Origin of the sequence: Phyllobacterium sp. (genome assembly GCF_037994425.1) — a bacterium.
Classification (GTDB): Bacteria; Pseudomonadota; Alphaproteobacteria; order Rhizobiales; family Rhizobiaceae; genus Phyllobacterium.
The window spans coordinates 1-23,574 of record NZ_JBBNAM010000040.1; the positions used below are offsets into that span (position 1 = coordinate 1).

18 protein-coding genes are annotated in these 23,574 nt (G+C 57.4%); 6 read left to right on the forward strand and 12 right to left on the reverse strand.

Annotation, left to right across the window (positions count from 1 at the left end; all coding sequences use genetic code 11):
- Positions 1-832: DUF2950 family protein (locus AAAB35_RS02350; protein WP_340666631.1), on the reverse strand; the 832-nt coding region annotated here is incomplete at its 3' end.
- Between the two features lie 45 nt (positions 833-877).
- On the reverse strand, positions 878-2,308 hold the full coding sequence (locus AAAB35_RS02355; protein WP_340666632.1) for a DUF3300 domain-containing protein: 1,431 nt from the start codon (positions 2,306-2,308) through the stop codon (positions 878-880).
- Between the two features lie 1,037 nt (positions 2,309-3,345).
- On the opposite strand from AAAB35_RS02355, the gene AAAB35_RS02360 reads away from it, so the two are divergent.
- Both AAAB35_RS02360 and AAAB35_RS02365 read left to right on the forward strand, forming a co-directional pair.
- Positions 3,346-5,796: a phosphoketolase family protein gene (locus AAAB35_RS02360; protein ID WP_340666633.1), complete on the forward strand. Its 2,451-nt coding sequence runs from the start codon at positions 3,346-3,348 to the stop codon at positions 5,794-5,796.
- Positions 5,797-5,925: 129 nt separating this feature from the next.
- Positions 5,926-7,245 carry a glucoamylase family protein gene (locus AAAB35_RS02365; protein WP_340666634.1) on the forward strand — a complete coding sequence of 440 codons (1,320 nt, stop codon included), beginning with the start codon at positions 5,926-5,928 and terminating at the stop codon, positions 7,243-7,245.
- A 140-nt stretch (positions 7,246-7,385) separates the two neighbouring features.
- Here AAAB35_RS02365 and AAAB35_RS02370 read toward each other — a convergent pair whose 3' ends face one another.
- The 10 genes from AAAB35_RS02370 to AAAB35_RS02415 form a co-directional block, all read right to left on the reverse strand.
- On the reverse strand, positions 7,386-8,339 hold the full coding sequence (locus AAAB35_RS02370) for an NAD(P)-dependent oxidoreductase (RefSeq protein ID WP_340666635.1): 954 nt from the start codon (positions 8,337-8,339) through the stop codon (positions 7,386-7,388).
- Entirely contained in the window at positions 8,311-10,977 is a 2,667-nt protein-coding gene (locus tag AAAB35_RS02375; protein ID WP_340666636.1) for a molybdopterin-dependent oxidoreductase, read from the reverse strand. Before AAAB35_RS02375 ends, AAAB35_RS02370 begins: the two co-directional genes overlap by 29 nt.
- Position 10,978: 1 nt before the next feature.
- Positions 10,979-11,311: a nitrite reductase small subunit NirD gene (gene nirD / locus AAAB35_RS02380; protein ID WP_340666637.1), complete on the reverse strand. Its 333-nt coding sequence runs from the start codon at positions 11,309-11,311 to the stop codon at positions 10,979-10,981.
- A gap of 4 nt (positions 11,312-11,315) precedes the next feature.
- Positions 11,316-13,781: a nitrite reductase large subunit NirB gene (gene nirB, locus AAAB35_RS02385; RefSeq protein ID WP_340666638.1), complete on the reverse strand. Its 2,466-nt coding sequence runs from the start codon at positions 13,779-13,781 to the stop codon at positions 11,316-11,318.
- Between the two features lies 1 nt (position 13,782).
- Entirely contained in the window at positions 13,783-14,580 is a 798-nt protein-coding gene (locus AAAB35_RS02390; protein ID WP_340666639.1) for an ABC transporter ATP-binding protein, read from the reverse strand.
- 10 nt (positions 14,581-14,590) lie between these two features.
- Positions 14,591-15,484, reverse strand: coding sequence for a nitrate ABC transporter permease (ntrB, locus tag AAAB35_RS02395; protein ID WP_340666640.1), 894 nt, complete (start codon positions 15,482-15,484; stop codon positions 14,591-14,593).
- A 10-nt stretch (positions 15,485-15,494) separates the two neighbouring features.
- Entirely contained in the window at positions 15,495-16,793 is a 1,299-nt protein-coding gene (locus tag AAAB35_RS02400) for a CmpA/NrtA family ABC transporter substrate-binding protein (protein ID WP_340666641.1), read from the reverse strand.
- Between the two features lie 337 nt (positions 16,794-17,130).
- Positions 17,131-18,411, reverse strand: coding sequence for a CmpA/NrtA family ABC transporter substrate-binding protein (locus AAAB35_RS02405; RefSeq protein ID WP_340666642.1), 1,281 nt, complete (start codon positions 18,409-18,411; stop codon positions 17,131-17,133).
- A 10-nt stretch (positions 18,412-18,421) separates the two neighbouring features.
- Positions 18,422-19,009 carry an ANTAR domain-containing response regulator gene (locus tag AAAB35_RS02410; protein ID WP_340666643.1) on the reverse strand — a complete coding sequence of 196 codons (588 nt, stop codon included), beginning with the start codon at positions 19,007-19,009 and terminating at the stop codon, positions 18,422-18,424.
- A gap of 509 nt (positions 19,010-19,518) precedes the next feature.
- Complete coding sequence (locus AAAB35_RS02415) at positions 19,519-20,025, reverse strand: MarR family transcriptional regulator (protein ID WP_340666644.1); 507 nt, start codon at positions 20,023-20,025, stop codon at positions 19,519-19,521.
- Between the two features lie 150 nt (positions 20,026-20,175).
- Here AAAB35_RS02415 and AAAB35_RS02420 point away from each other — a divergent pair, with 150 nt between their 5' ends.
- The 4 genes from AAAB35_RS02420 (at position 20,176) to mntR (ending at position 23,563) form a co-directional block, all read left to right on the forward strand.
- Positions 20,176-20,571: an Ohr family peroxiredoxin gene (locus AAAB35_RS02420; protein WP_340666645.1), complete on the forward strand. Its 396-nt coding sequence runs from the start codon at positions 20,176-20,178 to the stop codon at positions 20,569-20,571.
- A 133-nt stretch (positions 20,572-20,704) separates the two neighbouring features.
- Positions 20,705-21,787 (forward strand): DUF3095 family protein, encoded by a 1,083-nt coding sequence (locus AAAB35_RS02425; RefSeq protein WP_340666646.1) that lies wholly within the window; start codon positions 20,705-20,707, stop codon positions 21,785-21,787.
- A 368-nt stretch (positions 21,788-22,155) separates the two neighbouring features.
- The gene (gene msrB, locus AAAB35_RS02430; RefSeq protein ID WP_340666647.1) at positions 22,156-22,641 is read left to right on the forward strand and encodes a peptide-methionine (R)-S-oxide reductase MsrB; all 486 of its coding nucleotides are present in this window, start codon (positions 22,156-22,158) and stop codon (positions 22,639-22,641) included.
- A 460-nt stretch (positions 22,642-23,101) separates the two neighbouring features.
- Entirely contained in the window at positions 23,102-23,563 is a 462-nt protein-coding gene (mntR, locus tag AAAB35_RS02435) for a manganese-binding transcriptional regulator MntR (RefSeq protein ID WP_340666648.1), read from the forward strand.
- Positions 23,564-23,574 lie beyond the last annotated feature (11 nt).

Below are 23,574 nucleotides of genomic sequence, written 5' to 3' on the forward strand. Positions count from 1 at the left end.
CGTCATTGATGATGAACGTCTGTACACCCGTTACCCCATATTTCACCGGCCAGGCGATGAGAGCGAAGCCACCGGTCATGTTGCCGTTGACGATATAGCTCTGCTTTCCGCCGACGACATTTGCCCCCTGTCCGGTAAGGATCCGATAGCGATAGCCATAATAGCCGCTGCCTTTCTTGGCCTTTCCGAAAGCGGCGCTCTCGATCAATGCGGCAGCTGGGCTCGCCTCGCCGTCTGCTCCTGGCGCCCAGTAAAGGCCGTCCCTCTTGCCTTCACTGCTAATCAATTTTTGAGCAAACTCATAGACACCATCACCATCCCTGTCCTCCTGCGCAGATTCGTGCTGGGCGTTGGCGTAGTCATGCATGGTCTGGATCGTTGCAAGTTCGTTCTCGCCTACCCTGCGATTGATAATTTCCTGAAGACCAACCTCTGTATTGAAAGCCCATTTGCCGTCTTTGCCCTGCGTGATTGGGAACGGAAGGGGCCAGAGCCTATCGCCGATCTCGACAATCTGCATCCCTTTGAGCTCCTGGAGCGTGACCCGGCGCCCCGCGCCGTCGCGAATGAGACCATAGGCGACCATCGCTTCGTTACTGGCCTTGAGCTTGCTGGCGTTGAGACCGAGCAGGTTGGCAAGGCCATCGACATCATTGGCGGCAAGCACATCTTTCAAGCGTTGGACCGCCAGAGGCGGACTGTCGAAGGACGGTGGAACTCCCGCTGCAAACGCCGCCAGACCGTCGGCATCCTGCGCAATACAAGGAGACGCCACTGAGAGCGAGAGCGCCATTGCAAGGAATAGAGATGACAATTTCAGTTTCGAGTTCATCGGATCTCCCCTTCAATCTCATTCGTGCACATGACTGCCTGGTTCTTAACGACGACCGCCACCGCGACCGCCGCCACCGCCGCTACGGCCGCCACGGCCGCCGCCGGGCGATACCCGCGGGCCGCCGCCGTGACTGACCCTCGGTCCGCCGCGCTGGCCTCCGCCCATGCTTTGCCCGCCTCTATGGGAAGCAACGGCTTCACGGCGGCCCGATTGAACATTTCCAAGGGCGCTCGGCTGACGCCCCCTGTTATCAGGCCGCGCAGCCATCTGGGGCTTATTGGGCCTGTTACCGGCTTTTGCCGCTGGCCTGCTGGGGCGGTCCGCCGCTCTCGCAGGGCGGTCCGCCGCTCTCGCGGGGCGGTCAGCTGCTCTCGCGGGGCGGTCCACGTTCGCCCTGTTGCCGGCGTTGGCCGCCCTAGTTCTCGCATCGCCTTTCAGGCCTTCAGCGGTGCCCTTGCGTATATCAGCAGCACGCGTGGCCGCCGCGCTCCGCGCTCCCTGTCCGCGATTGCCTTGAGCGTCACCCAGCTTGTTCTTCAACTGGTTGCGGTTGTCAGACTGCAGATTTGACTTGATCGCCGATCGATCCAACTTCCCGAGCTGGTCCTTTCCAATACTCAGCTTGCTTCGATCGACATTCTTCCAGTCGACATCATTCAAATTTACCTTTCCGTTGAAGTTTCGGTTGTTCAGGCAGTTGTTGCAGTCGATATCAACGTCGCCACCCCAGTTGCCGCCCCATACGCCCCAATCGTCCCAGTTCACAACAGCTGCCCAGGCGGCGCCCGTAACCGCCGCGGCAAAGAACGTAGCTCCCGGGTAGTAGTAGCTGTCATAGGCGGTAGGATAGTAAGAAATCGGAGCGGCCTGATAGCTGGGTTCGTAAAGCATTTCGGGCGGATATTGCGGGATATAGACCTTCTGCGGATCCGTCGGGCGAATGATGATGTTATCGTTTTCGGTGACGACCGTGATCTTGTCGTCGGTTTTTACAATATCCTTCGCAACGGCTTCGTCACGAAGCTGCTGTATGGCGATAAGAACGTCCTTTTGCTGGTTGCCGATCGCGTCTGCAAGTGACTGGGTCCAGTCAAGATCTTCGCTCATCATCTTGACGATGTCCGGATAGTTCAGGAGCGAGATGACGCTTCCATCCCAGTCACTCTTAGGCTGGAGATCTGCATTCTTCTTCTTGGCTTCCAGGAAGCGCGCTGCCTCGACAATTTGCAGCGGGAACAGTGAGGCCGCCGAAATGGCGGCAACGAGCTCATCAGGATAAAGCGCGATACGCGCCACAAGGATTGCAAGCTCATCGTCCGATAACAGCGCCGGCGCAGGAGCGGCTTCCTGTGGAGTCGCGGCGGGTTTATCCGTTGGTAACGCTGTTTGGGAGTACGCCGATAGGCTCGCCTGCATCGAAATGATGGCCATGGCGGACAATCCGACCAACAATTTGAAAGATAATGCTTTCATCACGCTTCGACCTCCCTTGAGCGCCCTTGTGGATCGAGGATATCGTCCCAGCCAAAACTTATGAGACTGGGCGGGCAAACCGCCCGAACCTTAAAATCTTCGATTGGTATCGTATCACTTTTCTCCCTGCAAAGCGCTTCGATCAAAATCCGTCTATTCCGAGCATCGCGCCTTTTGCCATACGGTAACCGGTCACCCCTCCTGTGCCCACGTCAAGCAGATCACGCTACTATATTGCAGGAAATTGCAATAGGTGGATGTAACATACAAGAACATACGGGTTTGAACCCCGAGCCTTCGCGCCAGTAATATCATCAGATGAATAGCTGCGATTAACAAACTGCATGCCCTTTGCATGGCTGAAGGTAATGTTGGGGGCGGTGCCGATACCCCACCATTTGGCCCTCGACCGGCCCTCAGCGGCCCGATCATGACGCTCCTCTTGCGATAATCGCAAACATAAGCGCGCCATTCCCGATACGACGGTGACGACCCAGATTGCCGTTGTAGTCATGAGCGAGCAACGGCTTTTGGCGTTGATCTCGCGGGTCCCGGTTCGTCTTCCTTGATCGGCTCGATAGGGCACTCGGAGCCGAAGAATTTCACAAGGCCCTTCGCAAGCTTTCCAACTCGTCAATCATCTATATCAGCAACGGCATAACCTGCCTGGCTGAGAATCTGTACGATGCTAAATTGACATGTGAGCGGGATTGAAAATGGGCTTGGACAGGTCTCCCCGTCCCGACGCGACCCTCTGTCATGAGCTAAGCAAGTACTGCAGAGTTGCATTGTTTTGTTGAAGGGTACTTTGGCAATTGGCCGCGACGAGTTGGTTCAAATCGTGTATCGTACCTTCAGTTCGAGAACGCATGACAGGTTTGCGTGCATAGGCGAGACGGTGAAGAGGCCACGAACTCGCTGTAGGAATTTGGTTGCCAGACGAGATTCCGGAACGGTCAAACAAAAACACAAGCGCCGCCTAAAGAATGCGCATTTGATCCCCGCAGATTGCCTGGGCCTCGACAGGAGCCGTACCAATGGCAAGGAATGCTCAACGATCGCGCGACGCGAGTTCGGCAGGTGAGACCCCCCTTTCTGCCCAGGAATTGCAGTCGATGGATGCGTATTGGCGCGCCTCTAACTACCTGTCCGTGGGCCAGATCTATCTTCTCGACAATCCGCTGCTCAAAGAGCCATTAAAGCGCGAGCATATTAAACCGCGACTGCTCGGCCACTGGGGCACCTCGCCGGGTTTGAACATGCTCTATGTCCATCTCAATCGCGTTATCAAACGCGATGATCTCAATATGATCTACGTTATTGGACCCGGACATGGCGGCCCCTCCCTCGTTGCACACGCCTATCTCGAAGGGACCTACAGCGAGTTCTACCCCAACATCAGCCAGGATGTTGAAGGTATGAGTCGGCTGTTCAAGCAGTTCAGCTTTCCGGGCGGCATCCCCAGCCACGTTGCCCCGGAAACGCCTGGGAGCATGCACGAGGGCGGCGAATTGGGCTATGCACTCAGCCACGCTTACGGGGCAGCGTTCGATAACCCGGATCTGATTGTCGCATGCGTTGTGGGCGATGGTGAAGCCGAGACAGGTCCACTTGCGACCGGCTGGCATGGCAATAAATTCCTGAACCCGGCCCGCGACGGCTGCGTGTTGCCGATTCTGCACCTGAATGGTTACAAGATCGCCAATCCATGCTTCCTTGCACGCATTCCCGAGGACGAGTTGCAGAAGTTCTTCGAAGGAATGGGTTACACGCCCTATTTCGTTGAAGGCAACGATCCCGCGCTTGTGCACCAGCAACTGGCCGGCGTCCTGGACACGGCCGTTTCGGACATCAAGAGAATCTGGACAGATGCCCGCACCAAGGGCAATCTGAAACGTCCCGCCTGGCCGATGATTGTTTTGCGCACGCCAAAGGGATGGACCTGCCCCGCCGAGATAGATGGCAAAAAGTGCGAAGACTACTGGCGTGCGCACCAGGTCCCGATGGGCGACATGGACAAGCCCGAACACATCAGCATACTTCAGCAATGGATGAAGAGTTACCGGCCCGAGGAGCTCTTCGACAATGGCGGTCGATTCAAACCCGAATTGGCGGCGCTCGCCCCGTCCGGGCATCGCCGAATGAGCGACAACCCGCATGCAAACGGCGGTTTGCTGCTGCGCGATCTGAAAATGCCCGACTTTAGAGACTATGCCGTATCGGTGCCCAGCCCTGGAGCAACTGTGACCGAGTCGCCGCGGGTGATGGGCAAGTTTCTGCGGGATGTCATGAAGATGAACCTCGAGAGCAAGAACTTCCGCCTGTTCAGTCCCGATGAAAACAATTCAAATCGATGGCAGGATGTCCTGGAGGTCACCAATCGTTGCTACATGGCAGAGATTTATCCCGAGGATGATCACCTGTCACCAGATGGCCGGGTGATGGAAGTGCTCAGCGAGCATCAATGCCAAGGGTGGCTGGAAGGTTATCTGCTTACCGGCCGGCATGGCTTTTTCTCCTGCTACGAAGCATTCATCCACATCATCGATTCGATGTTCAACCAGCATGCCAAGTGGCTGAAGGTATGTAATCACATTCCCTGGCGGCGACCGATCGCCTCACTCAACTACTTTCTGAGCTCGCACGTCTGGCGGCAGGACCACAATGGTTTCAGCCACCAGGACCCGGGCTTCCTTGATCATGTGGCCAACAAGAAGGCTGACGTTATCCGGATCTACTTGCCGCCCGATGCCAATACACTTCTATCGGTAACAGATCACTGCTTGCGCAGCCGCAACTACGTCAACGTCGTCGTCGCCGGCAAACAACCTGCACCACAGTGGCTTACGATGGATCAAGCCATCAAGCACTGCAACGAGGGCGTCAGCATCTGGGAGTGGGCAAGCAACGACAAGGGTTCCGAACCAGACGTGGTGATGGCCTGTTGTGGCGACGTTCCCACGCTCGAGACCCTGGCAGCGGTAGAACTCATACGCGAGCACCTGCCCGAGTTGAAAGTCCGCGTCATCAATGTGGTCAATCTCATGAAGCTGCAGCCGCCGAAGGAACATCCGCATGGGCTGTCGGATCCCGACTTTGATGCCCTGTTTACCAAGGACAAGCCAATCATCTTTGCCTTCCACGGCTATCCATGGCTCATTCACCGCCTCACCTATCGCCGGACGAACCACGGTAACCTGCACGTGCGCGGCTACAAGGAAGAAGGGACGACGACAACGCCATTTGATATGGCAGTGCTCAACGAGATTGACCGCTTCCATCTGGTCGAGGACGTGATTGATCGTCTGCCGCAACTGGGCGCTCGCGCCGCCTATTTCAAACAGGCAATTCACGAGATGCTAGTCGAGCACCGACACTATATCGAGCGACACGGCGACGACATGCCCGAAATAAGCGGCTGGAAATGGGGTGCGAAGGGCGGCACGAAAATTTCGCCGCGAACCTCGACAGAAGGAGACAACACCTGAGCAGGGCGCAACCTGGCATGGATGTCCAAACTAGCGGATTCGACTGGCGATATCGACCCCGAGAGTGGGGTGGCCCTTCATCGACAATGAGCACATGCACAAAGTCCTTGTTATCATTGGTTAGCAACCATGATCGAAATGCCCTCTACTGACGACGATCTCGATCGCTTGCCGACGGACGATGATCTCGCCCGGCTGCAGTTTACGACCTTGCTCTACTACCTCCATTGTACGAATCCCGACAATGGCCTTGTTCGCGACAAGACGGAACCGAACGCACCGGCAAGCATCGCGGCCATCGGCATGGCGCTGGCGACCTTTCCCGTGGTAGTCGAGCGCGGGATCATAATCCGGGATTTTGCGGCAAAGATCACCAGCAAGCGACTGCGTTACCTCATGTCCTGCCCGCAAGGCCCGGAACCGGACGCATCCGGTTACAAAGGCTTCTTCTATCATTTTCTGGATATCGAGACAGGGCGCCGCGTGTGGCAGTGCGAATTGTCAACAATCGACTCGGCCTTCCTGTTTGCGGGAGCGCTGACTGTCGCGGCCTATTTTGATCGCGACAATCCAGAGGAAGCAGAAATCCGCCAGCTTGCGATGGCCCTTTACGAACGCGCGGACTGGAACTGGGCCAGGAATGGCGGTGCCACGCTGACGCATGGCTGGCGTCCGGAAAGCGGCTTTATCCCTTACCGCTGGCGTGGCTATGACGAAGGGCTTCTCCTCTATATCATCGGGCTTGGTTCTCCCACCCATCCGTTGCCCCCTGAGAGTTTTGCCGCCTACACTCAGTCATACGAATGGCGAAATATCTACGGCCGCGAACTGCTTTATTCGGGACCCCTGTTTACACATCAGCTGTCGCATATGTGGATTGATTTTCGCGCAATCCAGGACGAATTCATGCGTCGGCACGATAGCGACTATTTTGAAAACAGCCGTCACGCGACCTATGTGCAGCAACAATACGCGATCGACAATCCGCTGCAGTTTGCCGGCTATGGAGAGCATTGTTGGGGATTTACGGCGTGTGACGGGCCCGGTTGGGGTACGCGCACGATCGAGGGTATTGACCGCGCGTTCTTCGATTACAACGCCCGCGGCGCTCCCTTCGGACCGGATGATGGCACCGTCGCGCCGTGGGTTGTCGTGGCATCGCTGCCGTTTGCACCGGAGATCGTCGTTCCGACCGTGCGCAATTTTGGCCGCATGAATCTTGGTATGAAGCACCTTTACGGTTTTAAACCGTCATTCAATCCGACTTATGCCGTCAACGACAATGCGACGGGCTGGTGGGTAAGTCCCTACCACTTTGGCATCGACCAGGGGCCCGTGGTCCTGATGATCGAAAATTACCGCAGCGGCCTGCTCTGGGACATCATGCGGCGCTCGAAGCCGATCGTGACCGGGTTGCGACGCGCCGGGTTTTCAGGCGGATGGCTTTAGGCCGACCTCGAGGCGGAGCAAGGGGCTTGTTGTTGCGCGTCTTCACGCCAGGATCTGCTTCGCAGCCAATATGACCGGAGCGTAAACTGTGCTGGCTTTGCCCATTACCGGCACCAGCGCGTTTTGTACTTGCTTCATCGTCAAGGTTGTGCGGCGCCAGCGACGCGTCGCAAGACCACGATCTGACGACATTCAGGTTCCAGGCGGCTCATCACGTCAACTATGTGCCCGCCATCTTCGTCCAGACATCGTTTCAAAGCCTCGCGCCGGCCGAGTTCGATGATGGCAGGGGCGGTCCCGGCATCGAAGAAAATCGCATCGGCCGTTTGCATTGTCCGCACGGTTTTCAAGGTGAGGAGCTCGGGATCGTCGGATAGTAGCGTCATCTCGGTGACTGTGCGACCGGTCGCATGATCGCCTTCCGCGATTGTTCGCGCAAACGTCAGCAGGGTTTCGGTATCGGGAACGTCGTTCGATGAGAAAACCTGATCGGCAAACCCTTCCCAAAAGCGACGGCGTTCGGCGCCTGGCGCCAGCACCTTGCCAATTGCGCTCCGCACGGTCTTGGCGAGACTTGCCCAGCGCGCAAGAGATAATGGCAACAGCGTCTCAATCCGCCGCCGGATCACCTGGCCAAGGATCGGTGCCGCCCCATCGGTTGAAATGGCAACCACAACAGGCGAGCGATTAACGATGGCCCCGAACTGAAACTGGCAGAAATCGGGCCGGTCAATCACGTTGCATGGCACCCCGACACTCGCCGCAGCCACAAAAAACGCCCTTGCCTCTTCGTCAGTCTCCACATCGGCGACGGCAATGGCTGCGGCGTCGAAACCTGCCTCGCGCCAATCACGTGGATGATGGACAAGGGGCAGGGCAGCCAGGAGCGCAGACATTTCTTCGCTGATCTTTTGTGCGTATACATGCACCTCCGCACCTGCTGCGGCCAAAAGCTCGGCTTTCCATGTCGCGGCAGCGCTGCCGCCGGCAACCAGGGCGCGCTTTCCCTCAAGGTTGAAGAATACCGGCAATACGGCAAGGCTCCCGACACTCGGCGTGAATGGCCTACTCTGCTGCCTCGACAATATTTGCATCGATGATCCCTCTTAATTCGGCACGGCAGGACCCACAATTGGTACCAGCTTTCAGTGCCTGGCCAATCGCTTCGACGGTGCCGCATCCGCTACGTGCCGCCGCGGCGATTTCATTTTTTCCAACCGTGAAACAGGCACAAACGATCGCGCCCTTGTCAGGCATGTCCTTGCCGGGCCTGCCGGCCAACAACTGGAACCGTTGATGATCGTTGTCGAACGTTTCTTTTAGCTGTTCACTTGCCCAGCTGCGTGACACTGTCACCGGCTCGCGCGCGACAAAAAGAGCGCCAATCAGTGTGTTGTTTAAAAAGGCGGCAATGCGATGCTGCCCGCCCTGATGGTCGTGATAGGCAAGCAGCGGAATATCAGAACTTGCCTGGAAGAGCTTTCGGGCAAAATCGCTCCAGTCGCCAGGCTCAAGCGACGTGGCAAATTCTACTCTAAAACCGCCAAGGGTTCTTGCATGGGCCCAATAATCGCTTTGTATTTTTGGTTTTTGCCGCAGAACTGCAAAGCCATATGAGCTTGCATGAAAAGCGGCGATTGCGACCTTTGCCATCTTCAGCGCCGGCTGACCCGACAGCGGATCAACGTTGGAGGCGACCAGGCTGTCGACCCGCGCATTGCTGGCAAACAGGTCATTCCAGTGCATCGGCACGAAGATATTGCCTCGCACCTGCCGGTCGGTCAAAAGCGCCCGCAGAATGATCGTGCCGTGCTCGTTTCGGACCCTCACCAATCCCGCGTCATTGATCCCGTATTCCGCCGCATCAAGCGGATGAATTTCGGCAAATGGTTCAGCGAAATGCCCGGAAAGCCGTGCACTCCTGCCGGTGCGCGTCATCGTATGCCAATGATCGCGGACACGTCCCGTATTGAGCGTAAAAGGATAGCGTGGATCTGCTGCCTCGATCTTTATCGGCTCAACGGGCACGAGACGGGCGCGACGGTCCGGCGTAAAGAAATCTCCGTTGGCAAAAAAGCGCGCTTGTGATGGCGATTGTCCGGCCTTTCGCGGCCATTGAAATGGCTGAAGGGAATCGTAATGGGCGTCGGACAGGGCGGCATAATCGCTGATATCGAAATCCCGATCGCCTGTGTTCCTGTATCCCGACAGGGCGGCATGCTCGGCAAATATCTCGGCCGGGCTATCATAAGCGAAGCCTTGCTCAAATCCCATGCGCCGCGCAACCTCGCTGATGATCCACCAGTCTGGCCTTGCCTCCAAAGGCAAGGGAAGGAAGGACCGTTGCCTGCTGATCCTGCGTTCGGAATTGGTTACTGTTCCGCTCTTTTCGCCCCAACCCGCGGCCGGCAACAACACATGCGCATGGGCAGTCGTGTCTGTGTGCGCCTCGATGTCCGAGACGACAACGAAGGGGCAGGCCTTCAGTGCCTGAACAACCAGATCGGCTTGTGGCATTGAAACCACCGGATTGGTCCCCATGATCCACAATGCTTTTATCTTGCCACGGCGCACCGCCTTGAAAAGTTCGACCGCTTTCAACCCCTGCGTTGCCGCTATTGCAGGAGACGACCAGAAGTCCTGCGTCAGTCGTCGATGGTCTGGGTTTTCAAGATCCATGTGAGCGGCCAACATGTTGGCGAGGCCGCCAACTTCGCGGCCACCCATGGCATTGGGTTGGCCGGTCACCGAAAAAGGCCCCATTCCCGGTTTCCCGATCCGGCCTGTAGCCAAATGACAATTGATGATCGCGTTGACCTTATCTGTCCCCCCGGCGGATTGGTTGACGCCCTGGCTATAGACCGTCACGTAGCGTTCGGTCCGGGCAACGAGCTCGAAGAAATCGCGCAGCTCCCCGGGCAACACCCCCGTCCGCGCTGCAATACTGCGCAGATCATGCTTCTTGGCTATGGCAAGCGCCGCGTCAAACCCCTTGGTGTGACAATCGACATAGTCCCGGTCGATCGCGCCTTCTTTAAAGAGATAGCCGAAAAGACCAATGAACAGCGCTGTGTCGCCGTCGGGCCGTATCTTCAAATGCATGTCGGCGAGATCGGCAGTCATTGTTCTTCGCGGGTCGATCAGTATGATCCGCATGTCCGGCCGCTTCGCCTTGGCGGCGGCGATGCGCTGGTAGAGCACCGGGTGGCACCATGCGAGATTGGAGCCGGTCAGAATGACCAGATCGGCCGCCTCGAGGTCCTCATAGCAGCCAGGTACTGTATCGGAGCCGAAAGCGCGGCGATGGCCTGCCACCGAAGATGACATGCATAGCCTGGAGTTCGTGTCGATATTGGCCGACCCGATGAAGCCTTTCATTAATTTGTTAGCCACATAATAGTCTTCGGTCAGAAGCTGACCTGAGACATAGAAAGCAACGCTGTCTCGACCGTGCTCGGCTATGGCGGCTGAAAAGCGGTTCGCAACCAAGGCGAGCGCTCTGTCCCAGGAAACCGGCTTTCCCGCAATGTGCGGTTTCAAAAGCCGCCCTTCGAGGTCGATGGTTTCGCCAAGGGCGGAGCCCTTTGAGCAAAGACGCCCGAAATTGGCCGGATGCTCGGGGTCACCTGCAATGCTAATTGCTCCGTTCTCGTCGCTTGTGGCGAGAACACCGCACCCCACCCCGCAATAGGGACAGGTAGTCCGGACAGTCTCCTGGCGCTCACTCTCCATTTTATTCTGCTGCCATGGCCACGTGTTCGAGCCGGGCGAGAATGCGTTCGCCATCAAGCCTGATCTCGATTGTCTTGACGCTGCCTTCATCGGCACCGAGTGCCTTGCCCGTCTCAAGGCAGATCGCCCAGTTATGGAGCGGGCAGGTCACTGCAGCCCCATGGACGATGCCTTGACTCAACGGGCCGCCCTTGTGCGGGCAGTGATCGTCGATGGCGAAGACCTGGTCTTTCTGGGTGCGAAACACCGCAATCTTCCCTTGCGGCGTGACGACGCAACGGGCGCCGCGGCGCGGGATATCATTGATCGTTCCGATAAGGGTCCAGTCGCTCATCGCCTTACTCCGCTGCCTCTTGGTATCCGACGCTCGCCATGGGCCGGAATTCGTGCTTGTCGAGGCCTGACACGCGTTCGGACCAGGGATCGACCTGCGCAAATGTCTGGCTGAAGACAAATCGATCGAAATAGGCCTTGCGCTTCGTCGCATCGTTCATGATTTGCCGCCGGATCTCATCAACGCCGATACGCTTTGCCCATTTGTAGATGCGTTCAAGGTAGCGCGCCTGTTCGCGATACATTTGCGTCAGAGCAACGACGTGCTCCAGGGCTTCGTCTTCCGACTTGACCAAGCCAAGAACCTCCGTGCCCCTGATGTCGAGGCCGGCTGCGCCGGCAAAATGAATTTCGAAGCCGGAGTCGACGCAGATGATGCCGACGTCCTTGCAGGTGGCCTCGGCGCAGTTGCGCGGACAGCCGGATACGGCCATCTTCACCTTGGCAGGGGTCCAGGATCCCCACATGAATTTCTCGATGCGAATGCCGAGGCCCGTTGAATCCTGTGTTCCGAATCGACACCAGTCGGAACCGACGCAGGTTTTTACGGTACGCAGGCCCTTTGCGTAGGCTTGGCCGGAAACGAAACCGGCCCTGCCGAGATCGGCCCATACCGCCGGCAGGTCCTCTTTTTTGATGCCGAGCATGTCGATACGCTGGCCACCGGTCACCTTGACGGCCGGTATGTGGAACTTGTCCACCACGTCAGCGATGGCGCGCAATTCCTTCGAGGAGGTCATGCCTCCCCACATGCGTGGCACGACCGAGTAGGTGCCATCCTTCTGGATATTGGCATGAACGCGCTCATTGATGAAGCGTGACTGGTAGTCATCGGCATATTCGTCGGGCCAATCGGCAACGAGATAGTAATTGAGAGCCGGGCGGCATTTGGCACAGCCGCAGGACGTTTTCCATTCCAGTTCCTGCATGACAGCGGGGATCGATTTCAGCTTCTTTGCCTTGATCAGTCGGCGCACATCATCATGGCCTAGGTCCGTGCAACTGCACATGGGCGTGACGGCCGCCGGGTTATATGCATCGCCCAGTGTCAATGACAACAGTTGTTCGACAAGGCCGGTACAGGTGCCGCAGGACGCAGACGCCTTGGTGTTAGCACGAACGGCGTCAAGTGACGTCAGTCCCTTGCCTGTTATGGCGCCGGTAATCTTACCCTTGCATACGCCGTTGCAGCCGCAGATCTCAGCATCATCTGGCAAGGCTGCAACGGCCGCCATAGGGTCCAACGGGGCCCCTCCCTGATAGGACTGGCCGAAGATCAGCGTATCGCGCATCTGCGAAATATCGGTGCGCTTCTTCGTTAGATCGTGGAACCACGGGCCGTCGGATGTTTCGCCGTAAAGAACGGTACCGATGATACGGTCATCCTTCAGAACGAGGCGCTTGTAAACGCCCGCCGCCGCGTCACGCAAGACGATCTCCTGCCTGTCTTCACCCTCGGAAAGATCGCCGACGGAAAAGAGGTTAATGCCCGTGACCTTGAGCTTGGTCGGTGTATCGCTATGCACGAAGGCCGCATCTGCATTTCCTGCAAGCTGCGCGGCCACGACGCGCGCCATTTCATAGAGCGGCGCAACCAGGCCATAGCACTGGCCGCCAACTTCGGCACATTCGCCAATGGCGAAGATATCCGGGTCAGAGGTGTGCATGCCTGCGTCGGTGACGATCCCCCGGTTGACCGCGAGCCCTGCCTCCCTGGCAAGTGTACCGTTCGGACGGATACCCGCCGCCATGACCACGAGATCGGCGATGAGCGTTGTTCCGTCGGCCAGCACGACGCCCTCGACCTTCCTGGTACCGACGATCTCCTTCGTACTTGCCTTGGTCATGACGCGGATGCCGCGCTGTTCGACGGCTTGCTCCAGGAGGTAACCTGCAGCGGGATCAAGCTGTCGTTCCATCAAGGTGGGCATGATGTGCAAAACAGTGACATCCATGCCACGCGACTTCAGGCCGGCCGCCGCTTCAAGTCCGAGCAGACCACCTCCAATGACGATGGCCCGCGCACGCGATTGGGCGGCAAGCAGCATGGCGTTGACGTCATCCAGATCGCGGTACGTCAACACGCCCGGCAAGCCGTTACCAGGAACGGGAAGAACGAACGGAACCGAGCCGGTGGCGATCAGAAGCTTGTCATAGGGTACCGTCGTTCCCGCATCAGAAGTGACCGTCTTGCCTTCACGATCGATCCCGACGATCTTGTGGCCCTTGTAGAGGGTGATGCCATGTTTGATGTACCAGCCATCACCATGAATGATGATCTCCTCAAATTCCTTTTCACCGGACAGCACCGGCGAAAGCATGATGCGGTCGTAATTGACGCGCGGTTCGGCGTTGAAGATCGTGACGTCATATGCATCGGGCGCCAATTCGAATAGATGCTCCAGGGCCCGGCCCGGCGCCATTCCATTTCCGACAACGACCAGTTTCTGTTTCTTGGCAGTTTCACCCATCTTACGCAGCCTCCACGAGGCGATGGCGTTCATAAAGGAACTTCAAGACGGCGGACCGACAGCGATTGTAGGTGGGATCCGAGGCAAGCTCGATGCGCCGGCGTGGGCGTGCGAGCGCGACATCCAGTATCTCGCCGATCTTTGCCGAAGGACCGTTGGTCATCATGACGATCCGGTCTGAAAGAAGCACGGCCTCATCCACGTCATGCGTAATCATCAGTACCGTGTTGGCGAGTTCAGCGTGAATCTGCATGACCTGATCCTGCAGGTGCGCGCGCGTGAGCGCATCCAACGCGCCGAACGGCTCATCAAGAAGCAGGACTTTGGGTTCCATGGCCAGCGCCCGGGCAATGCCGACGCGCTGTTTCATACCGCCTGAAACTTCCGAGGGACGCTTGTCCTTGGCGTGGACCATTTGCACCAACTCGAGATTGCGCATGGTCCATTCGTGCCGCTCAGCCTTGTTTTTTGTTGGCGAGAACACCTTGTCGACCGCCAGGCGCACATTCTCGTAGACCGTCAGCCATGGGAGCAGCGAGTGGTTCTGGAAGACGACGGCTCGATCGGGACCGGGCGCATCAACGACGTTACCTTCAAGAAAGACAACGCCACGTGTCGCTTCGGTCAGACCCGCCACGATATTGAGCAGGGTCGATTTCCCACACCCAGAATGGCCGATGATGGAAATGAACTCGCCCTTGTGGGCGGTCAACGACACCTGGGCCAGGACCGGCGTAATGGCGCCGCCGCGGGAAAATACCATGTCGATCTGTTCAAGCGAGAGATAGGGTTTTGACATGACTGGCTCCTCAGGCGTTCGCGGTGTTGCGGGTGACGATTTTGGCAATAAAGGCTATGGCGCGGTCGAGCAGGTAGCCAACGATGCCGACGTAGACGAGCGCCAGGATGATGTCGCTGATGCGCGAGGAGTTCCAAGCGTCCCAGATGAAGAAGCCGATGCCGACACCGCCGATGAGCATTTCGGCTGCGACGATTGCAAGCCAGGACAATCCGATGCCTATGCGCAGCCCCGTGAAGATATAGGGTGCGGCGGCCGGGATCATGATCTTGGTGAAATACTCGAACTGATTTAGACGCAACACGCGTGCAACATTCTGGTAATCCTGCGGAATATTGCGAATGCCCACGGCCGTATTGATGATGATCGGCCAGATGGCCGTGATGAAGATCACGAAGATCGCCGACGGATTGCCATCCTTGAATGCCGCCAGAGACAGGGGCAGCCAGGCAAGGGGTGGAACCGTGCGCAGGACCTGGAATATCGGATCAAGGCCGCGCATAGCCCACTGGCTTTGCCCAACGAGTGTTCCAAGCGCAATGCCGGTAAGCGCTGCCAGGCCGTAGCCGAGCGCGACGCGCCTGAGGCTCGCGAGAATGTGCCAGAACAGCCCTTGATCGACGCCTTGCCCGACATAGAACGGATGGGCAATGAGTTCCCAGGTTTCAGAGACGACGCGCGACGGCGGGGGAACGCTCGCTGTTGGCGATGAGCAGATTATTTCCCAAAGCGCGAGGAGAAACAGAGCCGTGACCAGCGGTGGCAGGGCATGGCCGGCAAGCGACGAGAGCCATTTCGGGAACGCTCTGCGCGTTGCGGTCGATGGAGGCGTGGCCAAGGTTAAGACCTTTGCCTGTGTCCGGGGCCGGTGCTGCGTATTGATGCGGGCGGGGCTGACGGTCATGAAGATTCCTTTAGACAAAACGCTTGATGTCGAGGCTGGCGAGATAGGTCTGGGGACTGTCCGGATCGAAAACCTTGCCGTCAAAGAACGTCTCGGGGCCGCGCGATGTCGAGGCCGGAATGTCCGAGGCAGCCACTCCGAGCGCCTTTGCCGCATCGCGCCAGATATCCTCACGATTGACCTTGCTCACCAATGCCTTGACGTCGGTGTCGGGGGCAAACTTGCCCCAACGGATATTCTCGGTAAGGAACCAGGCTTCGTGGCTCTGGAATGGATAGGATGCGTTATCACGCCAGAACTTCATCAGGTGTGGACTGGCGGTATCCACGCGACCCAGGCCGTAGTCGTAGTCGCCCTTGAGGCGCCCGGCTATGTCGGTCGTGGGCACGTTGAACCAGGCCCGCTTGCCAACGATGGTTGCGAGTTCGTCCTTGTTGGCCATATCGTCAGCCCACTGCTGTGCCTCGAGCACGGCCATAAGAAGTGCTTTGGTTGCAAGGGGATTTTTCTCTACCCAATCGGCACGCAGCGCGAAGGATTTTTCCGGGTGATTAGCCCAAAGTTCGGCGGTGTTCAGCGCGGTATAGCCGATGCCCTGATTGACCAATTGGGCATTCCACGGTTCCCCCACGCAGAAGCAGTCCATCGTGCCGACTTTCATGTTGGCCACCATCTGCGGCGGCGGAACGACAATCGTCTCGAGATCCTTGTCGGGGTCTATACCACCGGCAGCGAGCCAATAGCGGATCCATAGATCGTGCGTGCCGCCGGGGAAGGTCATGGCCGCCTTGGCGGGCGCGCCTTCAGCCTTTTTCTTGGCAAAGGCTTCCTTCAGCACACCCGCATCGGTCCCAACCCTCAGATCCTTATAGGATGCAGCAACGGATATCCCTTGAGCGTCGAGATTGAGGCGCGCAAGGATGACCATGGGCAAGGGCTGGTTGTTCTGTGTCACCTTGCCGGTACTGATCAGGTAGGGCATGGGCGTGAGGATATGGGCGCCGTCGATACCGTTTCCTTGCGAACCCAGCACAAGATTGTCACGCGTGGTGCCCCATGAGGCTTGTTTGACCACTTCGACATCCGGCATGCCATATTTTGCAAACAGGCCCTTCTCCTTGGCGACGATCAGGGGTGCTGAATCGGTAAGGGCGATAAAACCCAATGTCGCTTTCGTCGTCTCTGGTCCGGCTGCCGCCGCGTAGGCGCCGCCCGGAAGGAGTGATCGTGCTGCGGCGAAGAGCGCGAGGGAACCCCCGGCTTTCAGAAGCTTTCGTCTTTGCATGCCAGTCGACAGAATATCTTTCATTGCTTTCCCCTGCGTCGCGCCGGCCGCAGCCGTGCAGAAACAAAAAAACGCCGCTGGACAGAGAGCATTGCCGGTAATCGGCCAATGAACTCATCCAAGCGACGTCGATGTCTTTGAAAGCACCCGATGGCGGTGCTCGCGGTTCCGTCGTCGTTGACGGAACGCTTTTGCAATGCAACGAGCGTGCCAACTCGTCGATAAATTTTATAGACTACTGTAATTTATGCATAATTCTCGAAATACGCACTCTGCAGCTCAGTCCTGCCGGACAAGACATTTGTGCAAATCGCAGCCATCGTATGCTGAATTTTTGTGCAATGCACAAAGATGGAGCAGACTAAATTTCTTCGATTTTGCCCGCATCGGACGCGTCAGACCGAATGTCGAACTGCGCAAGATAGGTCGGGATTTTCACAGCATCGAATATGGCACCATCAATGAAACCGTCGTCGGAGCCACCCTCGATCCGCATGTCAACCTTGGGTAACGATGGGCTTCCCGCCAAGGCATTGCGGTAGAGGTCCGGTCGATATGCCAAGCGCACCTTTTCGGCGTTGGCGCGCGAATAGGGCACCTGGCCCCAGCGAACCATCTGGCTGAAAATCCACTGCGCCTGGCTGGTCCAGGGGAAGTTCGCAGCATCGTCATGAAACGAGAAATAGCCCGGCACGGTTCTTTCGGTTCCATCTGGATCGATGACGAACTTCCCAAGAAGAACGCTGTGAACGATTTCGGCGGGCGCATCCAGATAGCGCTGTTCGGCAAGAACTTCCGCCAGGACACGCCGATTGTCATGGATATCGCACCAGGCAGCGGCGCGATCGAGCGCGATAATCAGGCGAGCCAGGGTTTCCGGGTGCTGCTCAGCCCATTGCGGGCGCATGCCCATCACCTTTTCCGGACTGGACGGCCAAATGTCTTCCTTGACAGCAACAATGCGGCCAACGCCTCGCGATACGGCAACCATGTTCCACGGAGCGCCGACGCAGAAACCATCAATTGCGCCCGCCGACAGGGCGTCCGACGTCATCGGCGGCGGGACGACCACAAGTTTGACATCGCGGTCCGGGTGGATTCCCCCTGCGGCAAGCCAGTAGCGCAATTCGTAATTATGCGACGAGAAAGGATAGGTCATGCCGAGGACCGGCAGCGCTTCACCCCGTTGCCGCATCTCGTCAATGACCAGCTTCAACGCCCGCGCATTTGTCAATGCGTTCTCGTTACCGGTGAGAGCGGCGCTAGACTGCATCCGCCGGAAGAGTTGCACGGAAAGGGTAATGGCATTACCGCCTCGACCGAGGGAAAATGGCGTGATGGCCGGGGAGGGGTTTGATCCAAGCCCGAGCATCGAGGCAACGGTCATCGGTGCCAACATGTGGGCAACATCGAACTGTCGAAAGGCCAAACGGTCGCGGATATTGGCCCACGAGACATCCTTGACGAGGTCGAGTTGAATCCCTTCGCGTGCTGCAAAGCCGAATTCGGCCGCAGCAATCAACACGGACGCATCGACAAGCGGAATGAAGCCAGCGCGTACCACGCGAGCACTCCCGCGGCCAGTGGCAGCCGGCGCGGCAAGGCCGCTGCCATCAGCTTGATCGGTCCCAAGGAAACTCATCGCATTGCTCCTAACTTCCGAGAATGGCGGCAGCCATGACAATACTTTGCGCAATGTCAGCCAGCTTTTTCTTTTCGTTCATCGCCGTTTGGCGCAGCAGCCCATAGGCCTCGTCTTCGGACAATTTGCGCGATTTCATCAAAATACCCTTGGCGCGCTCGATGATTTTACGCTCCTCGAGTGCGCTCCTAGCATCGGCAAGCTCCTGTTGGAGCCGGCTGAAGGCCTTGAACCTGCTGACGGCCATATCCAGAATTGGCTTCACCCGCTCCTTCTTCAAACCATCAACGACATAGGCAGAAACGCCAGCTTCAACGGCGGCTTCGATCGACGAGGTATCAGAACTGTCGACGAACATAGCAATTGGTTTGCGCACGGATCGCGTCAGCTGAAACAGGTGCTCCAGCATGTCGCGGTTCGGCGTCTCGATATCGATGACAATGACATCCGGACGGATAAGTTCGATCTGCCGTGCCAAACCGACAATATCGTTGAGAACGACAACCTGATCGTGACCTGCCTCGCGCAAGCCTTCCTCGATGATTGAGGCGCGTATACGGTTCTCGTCAAAAATAATGATGGACAGCGCAGTCTGCATGCCAAATTTTTACGCATGCCCCTATATTGTGCAATGCTTCATTCCGCCACACTGCCGGACAGTGAGCGCGATTGGGCAGGTGACCCAACACGAAGTTGAGGGGCCGGATGGCCGGGCACGCCATTTGCCGCCGCGGCACCGACCTCGTGGCGCCGCTTGGCGCCGAAGCACACGGGGCCATTGCTCGCGCCTTTTGTTGCGTTGCGTTGGTAGACGCGTGCGCCAGACCGTTGGTACGACGAGGCGGAACTTTCTTGACGATATATGTGGCGAGCTCCGACGCTTTGCAGGCGCCAACGTCCTTCGCCCGCGTGGTTGGCTGCGGGAACGAACAACGGGCCTCACCCGGCTTGAGGGTCACAGGTGCCTTCAGGCCGATATTCAAGTGAGTTTTCGAGGACATAGGCGACCGCGTCAGCCGGCGCGGGAACATAGTGCAGTTTTCGCCGCCAACTTTCGCTTTGCCGGCGCCAAGGGTCAGGCGCGCGCCGGTGACAGGGCGGGTACGATCATGGTTTTTCCGATCCGGCGTGCGCAGCGTGCAGGAGATTATCGCGCAGCCTCGTCACCGACTTTTGCACCACTGGGAAATCCTCGCCGAGCCCGGTGGCATCCATTAGTGATGCGCCAGGTACCGCTTCAAGAAGACTGTGTCCATTGGGCAGCAGGCTCACGCGCACCTGCCGTTCGTCGGCAGGATCGCGGCGACGTTGCAGATAACCTGCTGCCTCAAGCTTCTTGAGAATGGGCGTTAGCGTGTTGGATTCGAGGAACAGCTTTTCACCGAGCGCACCAACGGTTACCTCACTCTCTTCAGCGAGCGCAACCAGGGTGATGTACTGGGTATATGTCAGGCCAAGCTTGTCCAAAATTGGCTTATACGCGCGACCAAAGGCCAGGTTCGCCGAGTAAACTGCGAAGCACAGGAAATTTGCAAGCTTCCGGCCCTCTATGGGGGCCGAGACTGGAGAGCGCGTGGGTAAATCCGGGCTCGTTGCTGTTTGGGAAACAGGCATGGCACCTCCGATGAAGTAATCCTTGTTCCTCCCATATAAATCGTATGCGATTAAATCGCAAGGGTATTGACAAGGCGACTCGCCCAATGTATTTGCATCGCGTCCGAGCTAATCGGATACGATCTAAATTGGAAACGAAAGGGTTTCACCATGACTGAGAAGCTCCTGTTCACAGGCAAGACGCACAACAAGGGCGGGCGCGACGGCAGCGCGCGCAGCAGCGACGGCAAGCTCGATATCAAGCTTTCGCAGCCGCATCCTGCCGCCGAAAACCTTTTTGGCGCCGCCTGGTCCGCCTGCTACATGGGCGCGATCGAGGCTGCCGCCGCCCAAAGAAACGTTAAACTTCCGGCTGGCTCTGGAGTTGATGCCGAGATCGATCTGAACGTCGATGACGGCTCCTACTTCCTGCGGGCACGCCTTAACGTCAGCGTGCCAGGTATCGACCGCGCACTTGCCCGGGAACTGCTCGAGGCGGCGCATGGCATCTGCCCGTACTCCAAGGCGGTGCACGGCAACATTGATGTTGCGACCAATCTCATCTGAAACCGAAGCGGCTTGGCCTGCTCGCAAGCGGGCGGGCCAGACGCCCTTTGCACGAGCAACGCTGAAGATCCGCGCACCACGCAAAGGCATAAAGCCAGACGTGCCGGTTAGCCGCCGATCAGGAGAACACGCGATGGTCATCAATAGCCTCATGCACCCGCGCAAAGCCTATACTGAGTTCTCGCGCGTACTCGACCCAGCCATCTATGAGCCCTTGCCTGACGATTGGCTCATCGGGATAACGGACGTCGTTGATTCAACGTCTGCGATCACGTCGGGACGCTATGAAGACGTCAACTTTGCAGGTGCGACCATTATTGCCGCGCTCGGCAACGCCCTTGGTTCATTCGATTTCCCGTTTGTGTTTCGGGGAGATGGGGCCGCATTGGCATTGCCGCCCCACAGCGTGATGACGGCAACGTCGGTGATGCGAAAGGTGGCCAGCTTTGCAAGGAGTGACCTTGAACTCGATCTGCGAATTGGCCTGTTGTCTGTCGGCGAAATACGCGCCAAGGGGCGCGACGTGAAAATTGCCCGCTATGCAGCCTCGGAAAATGCGACCTATGCAATGTTTGCTGGGGGAGGCGTCAAATGGGCGGAGCAGCAGATCAAGAACGGGCGCTATCTGGTAAAGCACGGCAAAGATACTGCGAAGCCGGACTTGACTGGACTTACGTGCGAATGGGCGCCCTTTCCCAGTCGGCGGGGCGAGATTTTATCGCTGCTTGTAGAGCCCTATGAATCTACGCGGCCCGAAGTCTTCGCCACGCTGGCCAGACGCGTGCTTGCCGTTTTTAATCCTGAACCGCGCCAGTCTCATCCGGTTCCCACTAGGATCGCGAGCCCTAAAGACAGCCAGAAATATATCGATGCGAAAATGTGGTCGGAGATTGCCTCCAATTCGGATTTTTGCAAATACGATGACGGTTTGCGCCTGACACTCGACTGCACACCGCGACAAATCCAAGATGTTGAAGCCATCCTTGTTGCAGCAAAGGCACGTGGAGAGATCAACTTCGGATTGCATCGACAGTCCCATGCACTCATGACCTGTCTGGTGCCTTCTGGCAGTCCGGATTCGCATTTGCATTTTCTGGACGGAATGGGCGGCGGCTATGCCAAGGCCGCCGAGATGCTGGAGGCAGGTGAGCTTCCAAAAGTGTCAGCGCCAGATAGAATGAGCGCAGCGCTGGAACGGCCAATCTTGGCCTCTTGAGGACATACTCCGCGGCATGGCAACAGATGTTATCGGGCGTATTTGCCCGTTCACATAGCCGGAAACGATCATTAGAGCGTAAGGCACGCCGCTTCCTCCTGTTGTAAGCATCATGGCGTGTAATTTTACGTGGCCACATCCAAAGAGCACACGAGATGCTACCGGCGCAATCGTATCGCACTTGAGAACAGCCGGCGCTGATCACTACGGAACTCTGAACAGGGTCGCCGTCGCTGCGCTGAAGCCAGGCGAGCGGGCGATGCCAATGGTGACGCCGTCCGGCAATAAATGCAGGCCAATAGGCCAATATCGGCATGACAAGTGATGCATCTGTTGGCACGCATGCTGCATCGACAAGGAGTTATACGATGCCTATCATATTGGAGATGCGTTTCGATTTAACCCCTCCCACGCGGGAACAGATGCGGGCGCTGGTGGCATACCTCAGCGCGGATGAGCGGCAATTACTGCTCGAACATGGCGAAGAGGCTCCGTTCTGCGGTATTTTCCTTTATGAGAAACGGGTAGGGCTCTATACGTGCCGCTTGTGCGGGTTGCCGCTGTTCAAAGCGGTCGCAAAGTTTGAAAGCGGTACCGGCTGGCCGAGCTTCACCGCGCCGTTCGCTCAAGATCATCTGCGGCGTATTCGAGATACCCGCTATGGTATGGTCAGGAAGGAGATCATTTGCTCTCGCTGCGGTGCGCATCAAGGTCATGTCTTTCCGGACGGGCCGCCGCCGACCGGGGAGCGCTTTTGCATCAATTCGGGTTCACTGGAATTCACACCCATCGGGGAACGGCTTCCCGACAAACTCCGCCGCGGCGCCCCCGAAGGTGAACCGATCAATAGCTGATATGTCGGATAAATTTGTCCAGCGATCGCGCAGTTCGCCTTGTCCTACTGCAATAACCAGCCGATCACCCATAGCGTAACCATGCCTGACACGATCCAAATGAACACTGCGCCTTTGAAAAGTTGTTTTTGACCGCTCACTTTTTGACCGCTCACCATGATTAAGCCCCTGGCTGTGAATTGGCTGGTTGTGAAATCCAATGGCACTGAACGATGACCCGGACTCGCTGTGGTGGGGTATTCCCTATCTTTCCAACGAAGCCACCCCTGGCTCCTTGGCAACCCGCTTTTCATTAGCACTTTAAATGAAGTAGAGCACTGTGCTGATAATATAGCAAGGGCTATGCTCGCGCTGTAGCGGCCCATCCAAGTGGTGTAGAAGTTTTCGGGCGCGATGGAACAATAGCAATGGCTATGTTATACAAGTGGCTCGTTCAAAACGTTCGCAAAGTGAAGTTCTAATGCGTGCAGAGGACAAGGCCTTCAGCGATTCCGAAAGTTTGCTCGTTGATGCCAGCACACATATGGAAAGCTTCCGGCGTACCCGTAATAACCGTCGGACAGAGCTGGTTGAGGATTACGTCGAACTTATCGCCGATCTTATCGAAGATGGGGGGGAGGCCCGGCAAGTCGATATAGCGCTTCGCCTTGGCGTCGCCCAACCAACGGTCGCAAAAATGCTAAAGCGGCTAGCTGTGGACGGCTATATCCAGCAGCGGCGATATCGCGGCATTTTCCTGACGGATATTGGCAAACAGCTCGCCGAACAGAGCCGCGAGCGCCATCAGATTGTTGAATCGTTTCTATGCGCGATCGGCATCGGTATCGAGACGGCAAGGATTGATGCCGAGGGCATCGAACACCATGTCAGTCCGGAGACCCTGGAGGCTTTCAGGCGTTTCGTTACGGAAAAGGCGAAGTGAGATCAATGTGG